Below are 21,120 nucleotides of genomic sequence, written 5' to 3'. Positions count from 1 at the left end.
ATACATCGCAAAACAACTTAACAAGTATATTTTCAATTAATTTAAGTTGGCCGTTTTTCAAGTATGAGCGAGGCTTATAAAACTTTTAAGTTGAGTTTTATTTGGGCGTAGTTGCTCCTTTCGGCGTTTAAAGGCCAAAATTGAATAACAAGAGTGAATGCCTCACTCGAAGCAACTTTCTAATGAAGTAATTGAAATGATCTGAGGGGATGAAGTTGGCCTGATACGGCGGCGAATCTTCCTTTTCCCGTGACAAGGCTCCTTCCGTAGGTTCCTGGTGCGGAGACTGCTGCCGGGGCGGCGCGTCCCCGTTCTATAGTGGGTTGGCGATTCAAGGGTGCGCGTAAATCGGCGCCGCGGCTATCGTCGAAAATGACTTCCTTGCGGTGCAAATTCCGGGCTGTTCGAAGCAGGGGGAGGTTAGAGCGCAGGCGCCGAAGTGCCACGGCAATTGAGCGTGATCGGCGTGGGGATTTGTAAGCGGGTTATTCGCCGGGGGAGTGGGGGCTCACCCGGGAGGGGACTTTCAGAGTGCCGCCTGGCGGCTTTTGGAGGCGGAGCTGGCCAGATAGCGAGTGATCACCTCGACACCCCGATTGAGGTGCTGCTCCAGAAGCATCACCGCCTGTTGGGTGTCGCGTTCTTTAACGGCCTGCAGCAGCGCCCGGTGATCGTCCTGGGACAGTTTGCCCAGGCCCATGGCCTCGAGGTTGAAACGCAGGAAGCGTTCCTCTTCATTCAAGCCATCCTCGACCAGCCGCAGCAGTCGGCCGTTCGGGGATTTGCAGTAAAGCGCCATGTGGAACAGACGGTTGAGCCGGCCGATCTCGGTGTAGTCGTGCTCGGTTTCCAGCTCTTCGATGTAGCCGGCGGCGCGATCGTGATCGGCAGGGGTCAGCAGCGGGATCGACTGGCGCAGCGCTTCGGATTCCAGCAGGATGCGCAGCTCATAGGTTTCGGTCGCGTCACCCTGAATCAGCGGCGCCACGACGGCCCCTTTGTGCGCAACCACGCTCAGCAGGCCCTGGGCTTCCAGCTGACGCAAGGCTTCGCGCACCGGCATGCGGCTGACGCCGAACAGATCCGCCAGGTCTTGCTGGCGCACGGCGGTGCCGCACGGCAGGCGACCATCGAGGATCGCCGAGCGCAGGGTTTCTTCGATGACCGAACGCGCCAGGTGCGCGGGAATCGGGCCTTCGACTTTGATGCTGTGGAGTGGCTTGGGCTTCTGGGTCACAACTGCACACCCTGTTGACGGCTGAATTTGGATCCAAAGGACACTAGTGATTGCTCTACAGGTTGTCAAACCGTGTAGAAGAACCCTGTCATATCTGAAGTTTAGCGCGCCAGCGATGATCTCAGGGTGCCATTGTTTTTTGCTGGACTAACCTTCACCATCAAACGCCTTTCTTCCCTGCCCTGGATGCCTTGCATTGGCGGTACGTTTCGCGATCCCTCGGATTGTGCGCTGGCTTGCCTGCGCGCTGCTGCTGGCCGGCGCCATGCTGGGCGGTCTGCATGCCGATTGGGATTTTTCTGCGATCAGTCGCAAGGCTACGGCGTTGTACGGCCCTCTGGGCGCCGGACAGCAACGGATCGATGCCTGGCAGAATCTGCTGGCCACGCAGAAGCAGGTCAGCGAAATGGAAAAGCTCAAAGTGGTGAACCTGTTTTTCAACAAACAGATGCGCTACGTCGAAGATATCGACCTGTGGGGTGAAGTCGATTATTGGGAAACCCCCATCGAAGCCTTGTGGAAAGGTGCCGGCGATTGCGAAGACTATGCGATCGCCAAGTATTTCAGCCTGCGCCATCTGGGGGTGGCCAGTGACAAGTTACGCATCACCTACGTCAAGGCCTTGCGCCAGAACCGCGCGCACATGGTCCTGACTTACTATTCCAGCCCTGACGCCATGCCACTGGTGCTCGACAGCCTGATCGACCCGATCAAGCCGGCGTCCGAGCGAACCGATTTGCTGCCGGTCTACTCTTTCAATGCCGAAGGTCTGTACCTGCCGGGAGCGAAGGGCAACAAGAAGGTCGGCGACACCAAACGTCTGTCACGCTGGCAGGATGTGTTGAAGAAAATGCAGGCCGAAGGATTCCCGGTCGAGACGACTAACTAGGAGCACGCGCTCAGATGTCCTTGTTCAAACAGCTGTTGATCGCTATCTGTCTGTTCCTGGTGGTCGCCTTCACCGGCAGCTTCATGGTCAGTCTGGAAAGCTCGCGCACCCAGTACGTCAATCAGTTGCGCTCCCACGCCCAGGACGCCGCCACGGCGCTGGCGCTGTCGCTGACGCCGAATATCGACGACCCGGCGATGGTCGAGCTGCTGGTCAGTTCGATCTTCGACAGCGGTTACTACTCGAGCATCCGCGTGGTCGATCTGAAGACCGACCAGACCATCGTCGAGCGCAACGGCATTCCGGCGGTCACCAACGTGCCGGACTGGTTCGTCAAACTGATCGGTCTGGAGCCGGCCGGTGGCGATGCGCTGGTCAGCCGTGGCTGGGAGCAGGCGGCGCGGGTCGAGGTGGTCAGCCACCCGATGTTCGCCCTGGCCAAACTCTGGCAGAGCGCCCTGGGCAGCCTTGGCTGGCTGCTGGTCTGCGGCGCGGTGAGTGCGGTGCTCGGCGCGCTGTTGCTGCGTCGGCAACTGAGGCCGCTGGATTACATGGTCAAGCAATCCCACGCCATCGCCCGTCGCGAGTTCCTCAGCCTGCCGGACCTGCCGCGCACACCTGAATTGCGTCGCGTAGTGCTGGCCATGAACCAGATGGTCGAGAAGCTCAAGGCGCTGTTCCAGGAGCAGGCCGAACGCAGTGAAAAACTGCGCACCGAGTCCTATCAGGACAACCTCACGGGGCTGGCCAACCGGCGCTATTTCGAGATGCAACTGAACGCCCGGGTGAGCAACCCGGAGCAGGCCAGCTCCGGTTATCTGCTGCTGTTGCGGGTCAAGGATCTGGCCGGGCTGAACCAGCGCCTCGGCGGTCAACGCACCGATGAATTGCTCAAGGCAGTCGGCGAGCAGCTTTCCCGCGAGTGCGCCAAATACCCGGAAACCCAGAATCTCGTCACACGTATTCGCGGCGGTGAATTCGCCGTGCTGGCGCCGGGCCTGACGCGGGAAGAAGCGCTGCAACTGGCGCAAAGCCTCGACAGTGCGCTGAGCAGCCTGCATGCGACAGGCGCCACCGACGTGGCGGCCGTGGCCTCCATCGGCCTCGCACCGTTCGCCCACGGCGATTCGCCGCAAGCGGTGCTCAGCCTCGGCGATCAGGCACTGGCCCAGGCCGAAGGGCAGGGCGAGCAGAACTGGGCGTGTCTCGATCAGAGCCTGGTGGCGGACGTCGGTGACGATCACCACGCCTGGCATCGCCTGCTCGATCAGGCCCTGAGCCAGCGGCGTTTCGAGCTGTTCTTCCAGCCGGTAGTGGCGGCGCAGGACACGCAACTGGTGCTGCATTACAAGGTGCTGTCACGCTTGCTCGACGAGCAGGGCCAGACCATTCCCGCCGGACGCTTCCTGCCGTGGCTGGAGCGCTTTGGCTGGACCGCGCGGCTGGACCGACTGATGCTCGAGCGGGTGCTGGAGCAAATGGCCGGCCATGAAGAATCCCTGGCGCTGAACCTGTCGTCGGCGACCCTGGCCGACCCACAGGCGCTGAACAAAGTCTTCGAGATTCTGCGCTCGCACTCCAATCTGGGGCCGCGTCTGACCCTGGAAATCGGCGAGGAGCAATTGCCGGAACAAGCGGTGCTGGAACAGTTGACCCGCCGCCTGCGCGAACTCGGTTTCTCCCTGAGCCTGCAACGCTTCGGCGGGCGCTTCAGCATGATCGGCAACCTGGCGCGATTGGGGCTGGCGTACTTGAAGATCGATGGCAGCTACATTCGGGCGATCGATCAGGAAAGTGACAAACGTCTGTTCATCGAGGCGATCCAGCGTGCGGCGCACAGCATCGATCTGCCGTTGATTGCCGAGCGGGTCGAGACGGAAGGGGAATTGTCGGTGATTCGCGAGATGGGCTTGTACGGGGTTCAGGGACAGCTCTTCGGTGAGCCAAAACCCTGGTGATGAACTGTCCGTTCCCACGCATAGCGTGGGCACGGACAGTACAAAAAGATCAGATCAACCCGGTCTCTTCATCATCGATCAACTGACTCAACCCGCCCAGCGCTTCCCGGGCCTGGGTACGGTCCATCAACTTGGCCTGGGCCGCCGGCGGCAGGTCGGTGACGCGGATCACGCCTTTGCTGGTCAGCACCTGAATCAGGTCGTCGAGTACCCGGATCATTTCCAGGTCGCTCTGCTTGAGCTGCTTGAGGCTGTTTTCCACCGCGGCATTGGCAAACCAGGCCTGGATTTCATGGTGGTCGGCCGGCAGCGTTTCCGTGGCCTCGGCCCAGGCGGCAGCTTCCACGCGAACCAACTGACCCTGCGCATCGCGTTGCACGTAAAACATTGAGCATCCCTCAGAAATGAACCCGCGTCATGCTGTCAGCAGCATAGCCAACTGCGCGCGAGTATGCGGTGCGCCGACGAAATCGTCACCGGGGTGATGGGCGCAAACGTGACGGCCGCCCCATTGGGGCGGCCGTTTTGTTCACGCATCAGCTGTTGTTGTGGTCGACCTTGATGGTCGGATCGCTGCCGGCAATCAGGTTGTGAATGTTGGCAGTGGACCAGTTGTTGCCTTCCAGTTTGATCGTCACGTCCGGTGTGGCGGCTGCGGCATCACCCGAGTTGAACTTGCCGCCAGAGCTGACTTGCAGCGACGACACACCGTCGACCGTGGTGATCTTCAGGAAGTTGTCGATGGTGCTGCCGGTCTCGCCCTGCAACAGATCACGCAGGTCGATGCGGTCGCCTTCGCTGGCCTTGAAGTCCTTGATCACGTCGTTGCCGGTGTCGCCTGCCTTCCAGACGAAGGTGTCGGCACCGGAGCCACCGATCAGGATGTCGTTGCCCGGGCCACCGATCAGCGTGTCGTTGCCGGTGCCGCCGAGCAGGATGTCATTGCCCTTGCCGCCGTCGAGCAGGTCGTTGCCGCCCGAGCCGAACAGGATGTCATTACCCGCGCCGCCCAGCAGCGTGTCGTTGCCGTCATGGGCACCGGACACATCGAACGCCTGATAGTGCTCGGTGATGTACTGGTGCACGTTGCTGGTGGTGACTTTGCTGACATCGACGCCGGTCTGCTGCGCGACGAACGCCTGCATCGCCTGGTAACCCTCGCCGGCAATGCCGTTGAAGCTCACCAGATCGCCGAACAGGATGTCGTTGCCGTCGCCGCCGCTGACGGTGTCGTTGCCCGGCATCGTCGCCTCGGTGTGGCCGATGATCGAGTTCGCCAGATCCTTGGGATCGATGTTGGTCTGCGGGTTGTGATCGCTGTCGTAAGGTTTCAGATCGTTGAGGCTGACGCCGCTGTTGATACCGATGGCCTCGACGTTCGACAGCCCGCTGAGCAGCGCGAAGCCGCTGTTGGCGTTGTCGGTGGTGGCCGACGTGGTGCTGTTGCCGCTACCCGCCAGGCTCGACAGCTCATAGGTGCCGTCGCCCTGGGCGTGGATGGTGCCGAGGCTGTTCCAGCTCCAGTTGCCGTTCTTCAGCGTCTGCAAGACCACGGCGCCGGCAGTGTTGATGCTCAGGTAGTGGGTGCTGTCGATGTAGGTGCTGAAGCTGTCGCCCAGTTTGTAGTTGCTGGTCTTCACCACGTCGTCGAGCTTCACGTTGCCGTACAGCGTCGGGTTGGTCTGCTCGCCGCTCTGGTAGTAGGTCGGCTGGCCGTCGGTGATGAAGTACGTGAGGTTCTTCGCCCCGGTGTTGGCCAGCGCTTCAGTGCTCTGGAAGAAGTTGGCCGTGGCTTTGAACACGTCTTCATAGTTGGTGCCGCCGCCGGAGGTCATCGAGTCCAGCACGGCTTTGAGCAAGGTCAGCGCATTCGGGTCGTTGAGGTTCACCGACACCGACTTGTTGACCTGGGTATCGAAGTCCACCAGGAAGATGTTCACCGTGCCCGAGTTGTTGCCCATGCTCTGCTTGAGGGTGTTGAACACCGACGTCAGCGAGTCCTTGGCGGCGTTGATCGACGAGGCGCTCATGCTGCCGGAGCTGTCGACCATGAACGCGATGTTGTAATTGGTGCCCGGCACCACGGTCAGGCCGCCGATGTCGGCGACCATGATGTCGTTGCCGTCGGTGCCGGTGAAGGTGTCGTCACCCGAGGTGGCGACCACTGCGTTGTAGACCGCCGGCACCACGGTGACCGGAATGGTCGCGGTGGTGCTGGCCGAGCCGCCCACGGCCTCGGTGGAGGTCGAGGTCACGGTCAGGTTGAACTGGCCGTTGTAGTAGGTCGGCGGAGTCACGGTCAGGGTGCCGAGGTTCCAGCCGGTGACGTTGGCGTCGCCGCTGGTGGCGGTCACGGTGAAGCTGTGGCCTGCGCCGTCGCTGAGGACCGATCCGACCGGTGCGCCGCTGATCTTGATGCTCAGGGTTTCCGAGCCGTCGGTGTCGGTCAGCGCGGTGCTGATCGACGACAGTTTCACGGTGGTGCCTTCGGCGCCGGTGTTGAGTTTGTAGCCGTCGTAATAGCCTTCGCCGTTGCTGCCGTGCAGGTCGGAGACGGTCACGCCTGCGTTCACCAGATCCGTCACGCCGGTGTAGATCGGCACGCCGGCACTGCTCAGATCGATCGGCGTGCTGCCGTTGACCGACAGGTTGACGTCGTAGCTGCCCGGACCGCTCTGGTTGTGGTGGTAGATGTCCAGGGTGTAGTAGCCGCTGGTGGTCGGGGTGAACGAACCGTTGAGGTTGCCGCCCGCGCCCCACGTCGTGGACGCCACGCTCTTGCCGCCGATGGTCACCAGCAGGCTGTCATCGCCAGTACCGGTGAAGGTGTAGGTCTTGCCGGCTTCCAGATAGATCAGGCCCGAAGTCTTCGATGCGGTGCCGGCGGTCACGCTGCCGTCGGATTGCACGTTGGTCACGGTGCCGCTGGAGTTCGGTGTGCCGGCGCCGTCGATCACGTTTTTCAGCGTGGTCGAATTCGCGCCGCTGCCGTCGGTGCCCAGGCCCGACAGGCCGGTCCAGACTTCCTTGATCAACCCGGTGGACTTCACGCTGTTATCGGCAACCGACAGGGTCGGTGCATCCGCCACTGGCGTGATGTCGATCTTGATGGTGCCGGTGTTGCCCAGCAATTGGCCGTCGGTTGGCTGGAACTTGATCTGTGCGTAGTCAGCCTGGTTGTTGCCCAGGCCGGTGCCGCCGTAACCGTTCACGCCCGACTCGTTGGCATCCGGCATGAAGCGCAGCTTGCCGGCGTCGATGTCGGCCTTGCTGAAGGTCTGGTTGGTGGCGACGTCTTTCCAGGTCGAACCGTCCAGATACTGCAGTTTGCCTTCGCCCGGCAGCTGGGTGATTTTCACACCCAGGCTCGAGGCCGGGCTGTCCACGTCGCTGACGCCGAAGGTCGACCAGCCGAGAATCAGCGGGGTGTCTTCGGTACCGGTGACATTGACCGGAGCGGCGACCGGCGCGTCGTTGACCGCCACCACATTGACCGTGGTGGTGGCGACGTTGGAGTAGTTGCCGCCATCGGTCACGGTCACGGTGATGATCCGTGGCACGGTGCTCGGGTCTTCACTGCTGTTGGTGAAGCTGATGTTCTTGATCTGCTGCATGTAGTCGGCCAGCGTCGCATTGCCCGACAGGGTCAGCGTGATCGTGCCGTTGGTGCTGTTGGCATTGATGGTGATGCCGTTGACGCTGTTGCCCAGATTCAGCGCATCGCCGTCCTGACGGTTGGTCAGCACGATGGTGGCGCCGGTCAGCATGGTGCTGTCCGGGTCGGTGATCTTGATATCGGTGTCGGCAATCGACACACCCGCGCCCGGGGTGTTCTCGGTGAAGGTCACCTTGTAGTCGGCCCCGGTGGCGCCGCTGGAGTTGTTGGCGTCGAGGTCGATGACCGGTGGCGCATCGTTGTCGATGATCGAGGTGCTGACGCTGCCGTTAGTGCTGCTGACGGCGAGGTTCTCGAAGTTACCGCCGGTGGCCGAGTCGATCTTGACCACGAAGTTCTCGGTGCCTTCGGTGATCTTGTCGTCGATGGTCGCAACGTTGAAGGTCGCGGTGCTTGCACCGGCCGGGATCTTCACGGTGTACACGCCGGTGAAGTCCGAACCGTCGGCGGCGGTGCCGCTGTAGACGATTTTCAGGGTCACTTCGGTTTGCGCCGGGTGGGTCAGGCTGACGGTGTAGCTGGCGGTCTGGCCTTCGGTCACCGAGGTGCTGCCGGTGATGCTGACGGTAGTGGTGTCGATGGTGTCGGTGACGCTGGTCACCGCTGGTGTATTGCTGGTCACCAGGTTCTCGAAGTTGCCACCGGTGGCGTTGGTGATCGAGGCCTGCACGTTGCCGGCGTCCTTGTAGACGTCATCGGCTGGCGCAGGAACGGTCACGGTGCCGGTGGTCTTGCCGGCGTCGATGGTGATCACGGCGCCGTTCGACAGGGTCACGGTCACTGGCGAGCCAGCGGCGTTGGTCAGTGTTGCGGTGTAAGTGATCGAGCCACCCTCGGCCACGGTGCCGGTCGCGGTGAGCGACAGGTTGGTGGTGTCGATGGTGTCGGTGACGGTGGTCGAAACCGGGGTTTTATCGGCCACGAGGTTTTCGTAGTTGCCGCCAGAAACGTTGGTGATCGAGTTGGTCAGCGGTGCATGACCGGTCAGCGCATCGTTAGGCGCGGTGGTGGTCACGGTGCCAGTGGTTTTACCGATGTCGATCGTGATGGTCTGGCCATTGGACAGGGTCACAGTCACTGGCGAGCCGGTCACCGGTGCGCCGACAGTCGCGGTGTAGACAACGTTGCCACCCTCGGCCGCTGTTGCGGTCGCGGTCAGCTTCACGGTGGTGGTGTCGATGGTATCGGTGACGCTGGTCACCGCTGGTGTGTTGCTGGTCACCAGGTTTTCGAAGTTGCCGCCCGTGGCGTTGGTGATCGTGGCCTGGACAGTGCCGGCGTCCTTGTAGACGTCATCGGCTGGTGCAGGAACGGTCACGGTGCCTGTGGTTTTACCCGCCTCGATGGTGATCACGGCGCCATTGCTCAACGTTACGGTCACCGGAGTGCCGGCAGCGTTGGTCAGTGTGGCGGTGTAGATGATCGAACCACCTTCGGCAACCGAATTGGTAGCACTCAGGGACAGGTTGGTGGTGTCGACAGTGTCGGTCACGGTGGTGCTGACCGGTGTCTTGTCGGCCACCAGATTTTCGTAGTTGCCACCGGTTACGCCGGTGATCGCATTGGTCAGCGGTGCATGACCATTCAACACGTCGTTAGGCGCAGTGGTGGTGACAGTGCCGGTGGTCTTGCCGACTTCGATGGTGATCGACTGACCGTTCGACAGGGTCACAGTCACTGGCGAGCCAGTCACCGGAGCGCCCACGGTCGCGGTATAGGTGACAGTGCCACCTTCGGCTGCCGTCGTGGTCGCGGTCAGCTTCACGGTCGTGGTGTCGATGGTGTCAGTGACGCTGGTCACCGCTGGCGTGGTGCTGGTCACCAGATTTTCGAAGCTGCCACCGCTGGCGTTGGTGATCGTGGCCTGCACGTTGCCGGCGTCTTTGTAGACGTCATCGGCTGGCGCAGGAACGGTCACGGTGCCGGTGGTTTTGCCGGCTTCGATAGTGATCACGGCGCCATTGCTCAACGTCACGGTCACCGGAGTGCCGGCAGCGTTGGTCAGAGTCGCGGTGTAGGTGATCGAGCCGCCCTCGGCCACGGTGCCGGTCGCGGTGAGCGACAGGTTGGTGGTGTCGATGGTGTCGGTGACGGTGGTCGAAACCGGGGTTTTATCGGCGACCAGGTTCTCGTAGTTGCCACCGGTCACGTTGGTGATCGCGTTGGTCAGCGGCGCGTGGCCGGTCAACACATCGTTCGGTGCGGTGGTGGTCACGGTGCCGGTGGTCTTGCCGACTTCGATGGTGATGCTCTGGCCATTCGACAGGGTCACCGTGACGGGTGAACCGGTCACAGGGGCGCCGACAGTCGCGGTGTAAGTGACCGTGCCGCCTTCAGCCACGCTGGTGGTGGCGGTCAGTTTCACGTTCGTGGTGTCGATGGTGTCAGTGACGCTGGTCACCGCTGGCGTGGTGCTGGTCACCAGGTTTTCGAAGTTGCCGCCGGTGGCGTTGCTGATCGTGGCCTGGACAGTGCCGGCATCTTTGTAGACGTCGTCGGCCGGTGCAGGAACGGTCACGGTACCGGTGGTTTTGCCGGCTTCGATGGTGATCACGGCGCCGTTGCTCAAGGTCACGGTCACCGGAGTGCCCGCAGCGTTGGTCAATGTGGCGGTGTAGATAATCGAACCGCCCTCGGCGACCGAATTGGTGGCGCTCAAGGACAGATTGGTGGTGTCGACGGTGTCGGTCACAGTGGTGTTGACCGGTGTCTTGTCGGCCACCAGATTTTCGTAGTTGCCACCGGTCACGTTGGTGATCGCGTTGGTCAGCGGCGCGTGGCCGTTGAGCGCATCGTTTGGTGCGGTGGTGGTGACGGTGCCGGTGGTCTTGCCGACTTCGATGGTGATCGACTGACCATTGGACAGGGTCACAGTGACTGGCGAACCGGTCACAGGTGCGCCAACAGTCGCGGTGTAAGTAACGGTTCCGCCTTCAGCCGCCGACTCGGTCGCGGTGAGTTTCACCGTGGTGGTGTCGATGGTGTCGGTGACCTGGGTCACGGCGGGAACGGTGCTTGGCACCAGGTTCTCGAAGTTGCCGCCCGTGGCGTTGGTGATCGTGGCCTGGACAGTGCCGGCGTCTTTGTAGACGTCATCTGCCGGGGCTGGAACGGTCACGGTGCCGGTGGTTTTACCGGCTTCGATGGTAATCACGGCGCCGTTCGACAAGGTCACGGTGACTGGCGAGCCAGCAGCGTTGGTCAATGTGGCGGTGTAGATAATCGAACCGCCCTCGGCGACCGAATTGGTGGCGCTCAAGGACAGATTGGTGGTGTCGACGGTGTCGGTCACAGTGGTGTTGACCGGTGTCTTGTCGGCTACCAGATTTTCGTAGTTGCCACCGGTCACGTTGGTGATCGCGTTGGTCAGCGGCGCGTGGCCGTTGAGCGCATCGTTTGGTGCGGTGGTGGTGACGGTGCCGGTGGTCTTGCCGACTTCGATGGTGATCGACTGACCATTGGACAGGGTCACAGTGACTGGCGAACCGGTCACAGGTGCGCCAACAGTCGCGGTGTAAGTAACGGTTCCGCCTTCAGCCGCCGACTCGGTCGCGGTGAGTTTCACCGTGGTGGTGTCGATGGTGTCGGTGACCTGGGTCACGGCCGGTACGGTGCTTGGCACCAGGTTTTCGAAATTGCCACCGGTGGCGGTCGAAATGGTTGCCTCGACTTTGCCGGCGTCCTTGTAGACGTCGTCCGCCGGAGCCGCAACGGTCACGGTACCGGTGGTCTTGCCCGCTTCGATGGTGATGACTGCGCCGTTCGACAAGGTCACGGTGACTGGCGAGCCAGCAGCGTTGGTCAGGGTCGCGGTGTAGATGATCGAACCACCCTCGGCGACCGAATTGGTGGCGCTGAGGGTCAGGTTGGTGGTGTCGACGGTGTCGGTGACCGTGGTCGAAACCGGGGTCTTGTCGGCTACGAGGTTTTCGTAGTTGCCGCCCGTCACGCCGGTGATCGCGTTGGTCAACGGCGCGTGACCGGTCAACGCATCGTTCGGTGCGGTGGTGGTGACAGTGCCGGTGGTCTTGCCGACTTCGATGGTGATGCTCTGGCCATTCGACAGGGTCACCGTGACGGGTGAACCGGTCACCGGGGCACCCACGGTTGCGGTGTAAGTAACGGTTCCGCCTTCAGCCGCCGACTCGGTCGCAGTGAGTTTCACCGTGGTGGTGTCGATGGTGTCGGTGACTTGGGTCACGGCCGGAACGGTGCTTGGCACCAGGTTCTCGAAGTTGCCGCCGGTGGCTGTCGAAATGGTCGCTTCGACTTTGCCGGCGTCCTTGTAGACGTCATCGGCCGGAGCCGCAACGGTTACGGTGCCGGTGGTCTTGCCGGCTTCGATGGTGATCACGGCGCCATTTGACAGGGTCACGGTCACCGGAGTGCCGGCCGGGTTGGTCAGCGTGGCGGTGTAGACGATCGAGCCGCCTTCGGCCACGGAGCCAGTGGCGCTCAGGGTCAGATTGGTGGTGTCGACGGTATCGGTGACGGTGGTCGAAACCGGTGTCTTGTCGGCCACCAGATTCTCGTAGTTGCCACCCGTCACGCCGGTGATCGCGTTGCTCAGCGGCGCGTGGCCATTGAGCGCATCGTTCGGCGCAGTGGTGGTCACGGTACCGGTGGTTTTACCCACTTCAATCGTGATGCTCTGACCGTTGGCCAAAGTGACAACCACAGGCGAGCCGGTGACTGGCGCGCCAACCGTCGCGGTGTAAGTGACGGTGCCGCCTTCAGCGGCCGTTTCGGAAGCGGTCAGCTTCACCGTCGTCGTATCGATGGTGTCGGTGACTTCCGTTACGGCTGGAACGGTGCTCGGAACGAGGTTCTCGAAGTTGCCACCGGTTGCATCCTTGATGGTGACTTCGACCTTGCCGGCGTCTTTGTAGACGTCGTCGGCTGGAGCGGCAACGGTCACGGTGCCCGTGGTCTTGCCGGCTTCGATGGTGATGACGGCGCCGTTCGACAGGGTCACGGTCAGCGGCGTGCCGGCCGGGTTGGTCAAGGTGGCGGTGTAAACGATCGAACCACCCTCGGCCACGGTGCCGGTCGCGGTCAGCGACAGGTTGGTGGTGTCGACGGTATCGGTGACGGTGGTGTTGACCGGGGTTTTGTCAGCTACGAGGTTTTCGTAGTTGCCGCCCGTTACGTCGGTGATCGCATTGGTCAGCGGTGCATGACCGTTCAACGCATCGTTCGGTGCGGTGGTGGTCACGGTGCCGGTGGTTTTGCCGACTTCGATGGTGATCGACTGACCGTTCGACAGGGTCACGGTCACTGGCGAGCCAGTCACAGGCGCGCCAACAGTCGCGGTGTAAGTAACGGTGCCGCCTTCAGCCGCCGACTCGGTCGCGGTGAGTTTCACCGTGGTGGTGTCGATGGTGTCGGTGACCTGGGTTACGGCCGGAACGGTGCTCGGCACCAGGTTCTCGAAGTTGCCGCCAGTGGCCGTCGAAATGGTTGCTTCGACTTTACCCGCATCTTTGTAGACGTCATCGGCCGGAGCCGGAACGCTGACGGTACCCGTGGTTTTGCCGGCTTCGATGGTAATCACCGCGCCGTTGCTCAGGGTCACGGTGACCGGCGTACCGGCTGGGTTGGTCAGGGTCGCGGTGTAGACGATCGAACCACCCTCGGCCACGGAGCCAGTGGCGCTCAGGGTCAGGTTGGTAGTGTCGACGGTGTCAGTCACGGTGGTGCTGACCGGGGTCTTGTCAGCTACGAGGTTCTCGTAATTGCCGCCCGTCACGCCAGTGATCGCGTTGGTCAGCGGCGCGTGACCGTTGAGTGCATCGTTCGGCGCGGTGGTGGTGACGGTTCCGGTGGTCTTGCCGACTTCGATGGTGATCGACTGGCCGTTGGCCAGGGTCACAGTCACTGGCGAACCGGTGACAGGCGCACCGACGGTGGCGGTGTAGGTGACGGAGCCACCTTCAGCAGCGGACTCGGTCGCGGTGAGTTTCACCGTGGTGGTGTCGATGGTGTCGGTGATGTTGGTCACGGCTGGAACGGTGCTTGGCACCAGGTTCTCGAAACCGCCGCCGGTGGCGGTCGAAATGGTTGCCTCGACTTTGCCGGCATCCTTGTACACATCGTCCGCAGGAGCCGGAACGGTCACGGTGCCAGTGGTCTTGCCGGCTTCGATGGTGATCACCGCGCCGTTCGACAGGGTCACGGTCACCGGCGTACCAGCCGGGTTGGTCAGGGTGGCGGTGTAGACAATCGAGCCACCCTCGGCGACCGAATCGGTGGCCGTCAGGTTCAGGTTGGTCGTGTCGACGGTGTCCGACACCGAGGTGTTTGCCGGTTTGCTGTCGACCGCCAGGTTTTCGTAGTTGCCACCGGTGGCCTTGTCGATGGTCACGCTCAGCGAACTGCCGCCAGCCAGCGGGCTGTTCGGCGCGACGAAGTTCACGGTGCCGGTGGTCTCGCCGACGGCGATGGTGATGGTCTGGCCGTTGGACAGGGTCACGACGACCGGCGAGCCGGTCACGGGCGCCGTCACGGTTGCGGTGTAGACCACGGTTTCGCCTTCGGCGACGTTGGCGGTAGCGGTCAGCGACACGGTGGACGTGTCGATGGTGTCATTGACGGTGGTGACCGCCGGGGTGGTGCTGGTGACCAGGTGTTCGAAGTCGCCACCGGTCGCGCCCTTGATGGTCGTTTCGACGGTGCCGGCGTCCTTGTAGACGTCGTCCTTCGGTGCATCGACGGTCACGGTGCCGGTGGTTTTGCCGGCCTCGATGGTGATCACGGCGCCGTTGCTCAACGTCACGGTCACCGGGGTGCCGGCGGCGTTGGTCAGGGTCGCGGTGTAGGTGATCTGGCCACCTTCGTTGACTGCCGGCGTCGCGCTCAGGGTCAGGTTGGTGGTGTCGACGGTGTCGGTCACGGTGGTGCTGACCGGTGTCTTGTCGGCTACGAGGTTCTCGTAGTTGCCGCCGCTCACGCCAGTGATCGAGTTGGTCAGCGGTTCGTGACCGTTGAGTGCGTCGTTCGGCGCGGTGGTGGTCACGGTGCCGGTGGTTTTGCCGACTTCGATGGTGATCGACTGACCGTTGGCCAGGGTCACGGTGACCGGCGAGCCAGTCACAGGTGCGCCAACCGTTGCGGTGTAAGTGACGGTGCCGCCTTCAGCCGCCGACTCGGTCGCGGTCAGTTTGACGGTCGAGGTGTCGATGGTATCGGTCACTTCGGTGACGGCCGGAACGGTGCTTGGCACCAGGTTCTCGAAGTTGCCGCCGGTGGCGGTCGAAATGGTTGCTTCGACTTTGCCTGCATCTTTGTAGACGTCATCGGCCGGTGCCGGAACGCTGACGGTGCCGGTAGTTTTGCCGGCCTCGATGGTGATCACGGCACCGTTCGACAGGGTCACGGTCACCGGGGTGCCGGCCGGATTGGTCAGGGTCGCGGTGTAAATGATCGAACCACCCTCGGCCACAGAACCGGTGGCGCTCAGGGTCAGGTTGGTGGTGTCGACGGTGTCGGTGACGGTGGTGCTGACCGGGGTCTTGTCGGCCACGAGGTTTTCGTAGTTGCCGCCGGTTACGCCGGTGATCGAGTTGGTCAGCGGTTCGTGACCGTTGAGCGCATCGTTCGGTGCGGTGGTGGTGACGGTGCCGGTGGTCTTGCCGACTTCGATGGTGATCGACTGACCGTTGGACAGGGTCACAGTCACAGGCGAACCGGTGACAGGCGCGCCGACGGTGGCGGTGTAAGTGACGGTGCCGCCTTCAGCTGCCGATTCAGTCGCGGTCAGTTTGACCGTGGTGGTGTCGATGGTGTCGGTCACTTCGGTGACGGCCGGAACGGTGCTTGGCACCAGGTTCTCGAAGTTGCCGCCGGACGCGTCCTTGATGGTGACTTCGACTTTGCCCGCGTCTTTGTAGACGTCATCGGCCGGTGCCGGAACGCTGACGGTACCCGTGGTTTTGCCCGCTTCGATGGTGATGACGGCGCCGTTGCTCAACGTCACGGTCACCGGCGTGCCGGCCGGGTTGGTCAGGGTCGCGGTGTAGACGATCGAACCGCCTTCAGCCACAGAACCGGTAGCACTGAGGGTCAAATTGGTAGTGTCGACGGTGTCGGTGACAGTAGTCGAAACAGGGGTTTTGTCAGCAACCAGATTCTCGTAATTGCCGCCGCTGACGCCAGTGATCGAGTTGCTCAGTGGCTCGTGACCGTTCAACGCATCGTTCGGCGCGGTGGTGGTGACGGTGCCAGTGGTCTTGCCCACTTCGATGGTGATCGACTGACCGTTGGCCAAGGTCACGGTGACCGGCGAACCAGTCACGGGTGCACCCACAGTCGCGGTGTAAGTGACTGTGCCACCTTCAGCTGCCGACTCGGTCGCGGTCAGTTTGACCGTGGTGGTGTCGATGGTGTCAGTGACTTCAGTCACGGCAGGAACAGTGCTCGGAACCAGGTTCTCGAAGTTACCGCCGGTTGCATCCTTGATGGTCACTTCGACTTTACCGGCGTCTTTGTAGACGTCATCGGCAGGGGCTGGAACGGTCACGGTGCCGGTGGTTTTGCCCGCTTCGATGGTGATGACGGAGCCGTTGCTCAACGTCACGGTCACCGGAGTGCCTGCGGGGTTGGTCAGGGTCGCGGTGTAGACGATCGAACCGCCTTCGGCCACCGAGCCAGTCGCGGCCAGCGACAGATTAGTGGTGTCGACAGTGTCGGTGACCGTAGTCGAAACCGGGGTTTTGTCAGCCACGAGGTTTTCGTAGTTGCCACCGGAAACGCCAGTGATCGAGTTGCTCAGCGGTTCATGACCGTTCAACGCATCGTTCGGCGCGGTGGTGGTGACGGTACCGGTGGTTTTGCCGACTTCGATGGTGATGGTCTGGCCGTTGGCCAGGGTCACGGTCACAGGCGAACCGGTGACGGGGGCGCCAACGGTCGCGGTATAGGTGACGGTGCCACCTTCGGCTACGGACGTATCGGCGCTCAACTTCACGGTCGAGGTGTCGATGGTATCGGTCACTTCAGTGACGGCCGGAACGGTGCTTGGCACCAGGTTCTCGAAGTTGCCGCCGGAAGCGTCCTTGATGGTCACTTCGACTTTGCCGGCGTCCTTGTAGACGTCATCGGCCGGAGCCGGAACGGTCACGGTGCCCGTGGTCTTGCCAGCTTCGATGGTGATGACGGAGCCATTGCTCAACGTCACGGTTACCGGGGTGCCGGCCGGATTGGTCAGGGTCGCGGTGTAGACGATCGAACCGCCCTCGGCCACGGAGCCAGTCGCGGTCAGCGACAGATTGGTGGTGTCGACGGTATCGGTGACGGTGGTGCTGACCGGCGTCTTGTCGGCCACGAGGTTTTCGTAGTTGCCGCCGCTCACACCAGTGATCGAGTTGCTCAGTGGCTCATGACCGTTCAATGCATCGTTCGGTGCCGTGGTGGTCACGGTGCCGGTGGTCTTGCCGACTTCGATGGTGATGGTCTGGCCATTGGCCAAAGTGACAGTCACTGGCGAGCCGGTCACAGGCGCGCCAACGGTCGCGGTGTAGGTGACAGTGCCACCTTCAGCAGCGGTTTCGGAAGCGGTCAGCTTCACGGTCGTCGTGTCGATGGTGTCAGTGACTTCAGTGACGGCCGGAACGGTGCTTGGCACCAGATTCTCGAAGTTGCCGCCGGACGCGTCCTTGATGGTCACTTCGACTTTGCCGGCGTCTTTGTAAACGTCATCGGCTGGTGCCGGAACCGTCACGGTGCCCGTGGTTTTACCCGCTTCGATGGTGATGACGGAGCCGTTGCTCAACGTCACGGTCACCGGCGTGCCGGCCGGGTTGGTCAGGGTCGCGGTGTAAACAATCGAGCCGCCTTCGGCCACAGAGCCAGTGGCGCTGAGGGTCAGGTTGGTGGTGTCGACAGTGTCGGTCACTGTGGTGCTGACCGGCGTCTTGTCGGCCACGAGGTTTTCGTAGTTGCCGCCAGTCACGCCAGTGATCGAGTTGCTCAGTGGCTCATGACCGTTCAATGCATCGTTCGGCGCGGTGGTGGTCACGGTGCCGGTGGTCTTGCCGACTTCGATGGTGATGGTCTGGCCATTGGCCAAAGTGACAGTCACTGGCGAGCCGGTCACAGGCGCGCCAACGGTCGCGGTGTAGGTGACAGTGCCACCTTCAGCAGCGGTTTCGGAAGCGGTCAGCTTCACGGTCGTCGTGTCGATGGTGTCAGTGACTTCAGTGACGGCCGGAACGGTGCTTGGCACCAGATTCTCGAAGTTGCCGCCGGACGCGTCCTTGATGGTCACTTCGACTTTGCCGGCGTCTTTGTAAACGTCATCGGCTGGTGCCGGAACCGTCACGGTGCCCGTGGTTTTACCCGCTTCGATGGTGATGACGGAGCCGTTGCTCAACGTCACGGTCACCGGCGTGCCGGCCGGGTTGGTCAGGGTCGCGGTGTAAACAATCGAGCCGCCTTCGGCCACAGAGCCAGTGGCGCTGAGGGTCAGGTTGGTGGTGTCGACAGTGTCGGTCACTGTGGTGCTGACCGGCGTCTTGTCGGCCACGAGGTTTTCGTAGTTGCCGCCGGAAACGCCGGTGATCGAGTTGCTCAGCGGCGCCTGGCCGGTCAGCACATCGTTTGGCGCCGTGGTGGTCACGGTACCGGTAGTCTTGCCGACTTCGATGGTGATCGACTGACCGTTGGCCAAAGTGACAGTCACTGGCGAGCCGGTGACCGGTGCACTCACCGTGGCGGTGTAGGTGACAGTGCCGCCTTCCGCGACCGACGTATCAGCCGTCAGTTTGACGGTCGAAGTGTCGATGGTATCGGTGACTTCCGTGACGGCCGGAACGGTGCTTGGTACCAGATTCTCGAAGTTGCCACCGGAAGCGTCCTTGATGGTCACTTCGACCTTGCCGGCATCTTTGTAGACGTCATCGGCTGGCGCAGGAACCGTTACGGTGCCAGTTGTTTTACCGGCCTCGATGGTGATGACGGAGCCGTTGCTCAACGTCACGGTCACCGGCGTGCCTGCGGGGTTGGTCAGGGTTGCGGTGTAAACAATCGAGCCGCCTTCGGCCACGGAGCCGGTAGCGCTCAGGGTCAGGTTGGTAGTGTCGACGGTATCGGTCACGGTGGTGCTGACCGGGGTCTTGTCGGCTACGAGGTTCTCGTAGTTGCCGCCCGTTACGCCAGTGATCGAGTTGCTCAGTGGCTCATGACCGTTCAACGCATCGTTCGGCGCGGTGGTGGTCACGGTACCGGTGGTTTTGCCGACTTCGATGGTGATGGTCTGGCCGTTGGCCAAAGTGACGGTGACCGGCGAACCGGTCACTGGCGCGCCCACCGTAGCGGTATAAGTGACAGTACCGCCTTCAGCCGCCGACTCGGTCGCGGTCAGTTTGACCGTAGTGGTATCGATGGTGTCGGTGACTTCGGTGACGGCCGGAACGGTGCTCGGCACCAGGTTCTCGAAATTGCCGCCAGTGGTACCGGTAATGCTGACTTCAACTTTGCCCGCATCCTTGTAAACGTCATCGGCAGGCGCCGGAACGGTCACAGTGCCAGTGGTTTTGCCCGCTTCAATGGTGATGACGGAGCCGTTGCTCAACGTCACGGTCACCGGGGTGCCGGCCGGATTGGTCAGGGTCGCGGTGTAGACGATCGAACCGCCTTCAGCCACGGAACCGGTGGCGCTCAGCGACAGGTTGGTGGTGTCGATAGAGTCGGTGACCGTGGTGGTCGCCGGTGTCGTGTTCGGTACCAGGTTTTCGAAGTTGCCGCCGGTAGCGCCGGTAATCGTGGTGCTGACGGTGCCACCGTTGTTGTAGACGTCATTCGGTGCGGTCGGCACGTTGACGCTGCCGCTGGTCTTGCCGGCTTCGATGGTGATGGTCGAGCCGTTCGACAGGGTGACGGTCACCGGCGTCTGCGCCGGGTTGGTCAAGGTCGCGGTGTAGGTGATCTGGCCGCCTTCGACCACGGTGCCGGTGGCTGTCAGGGTCAAACCGGTGGTGTCGATCGAGTCCACAATCGTGGTGACGGCCGGCGTCGGGTTCGGCACCAGGTTTTCGAAGTTGCCGCCGGTTGCGCCCGTAATCGTGGTAGTGACGGTGCTGCCGTTGTTATAGACGTCATTCGGCGCGGTCGGCACGTTGACGGTGCCGGTGGTCTGGCCGGCGCCGATGGTGATGGTCGAGCCGTTGGACAGGGTGACGGTGACCGGTGTCTGCGCCGGGTTGGTCAGGGTCGCGGTGTAGGTGATCTGGCCACCTTCGGTGACGCTGTTGCCCGCCGTCAGGGTGACGGTGGTGGTGTCGATGGTGTCGGTGACCTGGGTCACGGCCGGGGTGGTCGGCACGGTGACGGTAATGCCGTTGCCACCGGTGGTGCCGGTGACGGTCACGTTGATCTGGGTCGGGTCGTTGTAGACCGTATCGTTCGGTGCCAATGGCACGTTGACGGTGCCGGTGGTGGAGCCTGCCGGAATCACGATCACCGAGCCGTTGGACAGGGTGATGGTCAGGTCGGTCAGCGGCGCCTGGGTCAGGGTCGCGGTGTATACAAGCACGCCGCCGGCTTCAGTGATGGTCGGCGTGGCGCTGAGGCTCAGGGTCGAGTCGCGCAGGGCGTTGGTGGTGGTATCGGTGGTCTGGCCACCGGTGATGTTCTGGGCGGCCTGGCCACCGGAGTTGATGCCTGCGGTCGGGAAGCCGATGGTCGGGTCGACACGGCCTGCGGTCGCGTCGAGCATCACGAAACTGTGGCCGCCACCGGCAGCACCGCCCGTGCCTGCGGCGCTTGGGCCGGCAGCGGTGGCTTCAAGGGCGGTGGTCGGGTCAGCGCCGGCGGCGATGGCTTGTTGCAGTTCTGCAACGGACGGCGCGGCTTGCGCAGAGGCCTCGGCCAGATCGGTGCTGGAGTCCGGAGTGCTGGCGCTCCACTGCGTGTCGCGGCCCAGGTCCAGGGTGCGACCATCGGCCAGTTCCAGGGACACCGCGCCGGAAACGCCGGTATCGACCTGATCACCGACGAACAAGCGGTCGCCTTCAACGAGTACGCGACGGACGCCCTCTGGGGACACCACGAAAACCTGACCGACAATGCTTTTGACGATGGCAACAACACTGCTCATTGAAGACTCTCCGGGTGTCACGTTCAGTTGACTTCCATAGACCTGATGGCTTTCTGCGCCGATTCAGTCTGGACGTACTTTTAAAAAAATGTGAATCAAGTTTGACGCTGATCTTCGTCAATATTTTGGCTAGATTCTTTCGCTATTAAGTTTATGCCAAACTATTGACCTTCTGGGAGCCATCCTAAACAATCGCCCCAGTAATGTCACATTGATATTTATGCGGCGACCTGCCTTCAGCGTGTGATCCAGTTCCGGTTTTAAACT

The 21,120-nt window shown here is 62.2% G+C and carries 5 protein-coding genes; 2 read left to right on the top strand and 3 right to left on the bottom strand.

Annotation, left to right across the window (positions count from 1 at the left end):
- Positions 1-526: 526 nt before the first annotated feature.
- Positions 527-1,237 (bottom strand): GntR family transcriptional regulator, encoded by a 711-nt coding sequence (locus AC07N4_RS21625; protein WP_096823043.1) that lies wholly within the window; start codon positions 1,235-1,237, stop codon positions 527-529.
- Between the two features lie 196 nt (positions 1,238-1,433).
- Between AC07N4_RS21625 and lapG the strand changes: the two genes are divergently transcribed.
- The gene (gene lapG, locus AC07N4_RS21620; RefSeq protein WP_096823042.1) at positions 1,434-2,126 is read left to right on the top strand and encodes a cysteine protease LapG; all 693 of its coding nucleotides are present in this window, start codon (positions 1,434-1,436) and stop codon (positions 2,124-2,126) included.
- A 14-nt stretch (positions 2,127-2,140) separates the two neighbouring features.
- On the top strand, positions 2,141-4,084 hold the full coding sequence (lapD, locus tag AC07N4_RS21615; RefSeq protein WP_192559435.1) for a cyclic di-GMP receptor LapD: 1,944 nt from the start codon (positions 2,141-2,143) through the stop codon (positions 4,082-4,084).
- Between the two features lie 49 nt (positions 4,085-4,133).
- On the opposite strand, the gene AC07N4_RS21610 is transcribed toward lapD, so the two are convergent.
- Both AC07N4_RS21610 and AC07N4_RS21605 read right to left on the bottom strand, forming a co-directional pair.
- A complete protein-coding gene (locus AC07N4_RS21610; RefSeq protein WP_096823040.1) occupies positions 4,134-4,472 on the bottom strand; it encodes a tryptophan synthase subunit beta in 339 nt (112 codons plus the stop codon).
- Positions 4,473-4,620: 148 nt separating this feature from the next.
- Positions 4,621-20,853, bottom strand: coding sequence for a LapA family giant adhesin (locus tag AC07N4_RS21605; protein WP_493065926.1), 16,233 nt, complete (start codon positions 20,851-20,853; stop codon positions 4,621-4,623).
- Between the last annotated feature and the right edge of the window lie 267 nt (positions 20,854-21,120).

Source organism: Pseudomonas sp. GW821-FHT09E04, assembly GCF_059416185.1.
The sequence above is the reverse complement of the archived record's forward strand: the minus strand, read 5'-3'. Positions and strand labels throughout refer to the sequence as shown.

Excerpts from the sequence above, each read along its gene's own strand:
- lapD (WP_192559435.1), top strand. The coding sequence starts at position 2,141 with ATGTCCTTGTTCAAACAGCTGTTGATCGCTATCTGTCTGTTCCTGGTG.
- AC07N4_RS21610 (WP_096823040.1), bottom strand. The coding sequence starts at position 4,472 with ATGTTTTACGTGCAACGCGATGCGCAGGGTCAGTTGGTTCGCGTGGAA.
- AC07N4_RS21605 (WP_493065926.1), bottom strand. The coding sequence starts at position 20,853 with ATGAGCAGTGTTGTTGCCATCGTCAAAAGCATTGTCGGTCAGGTTTTC.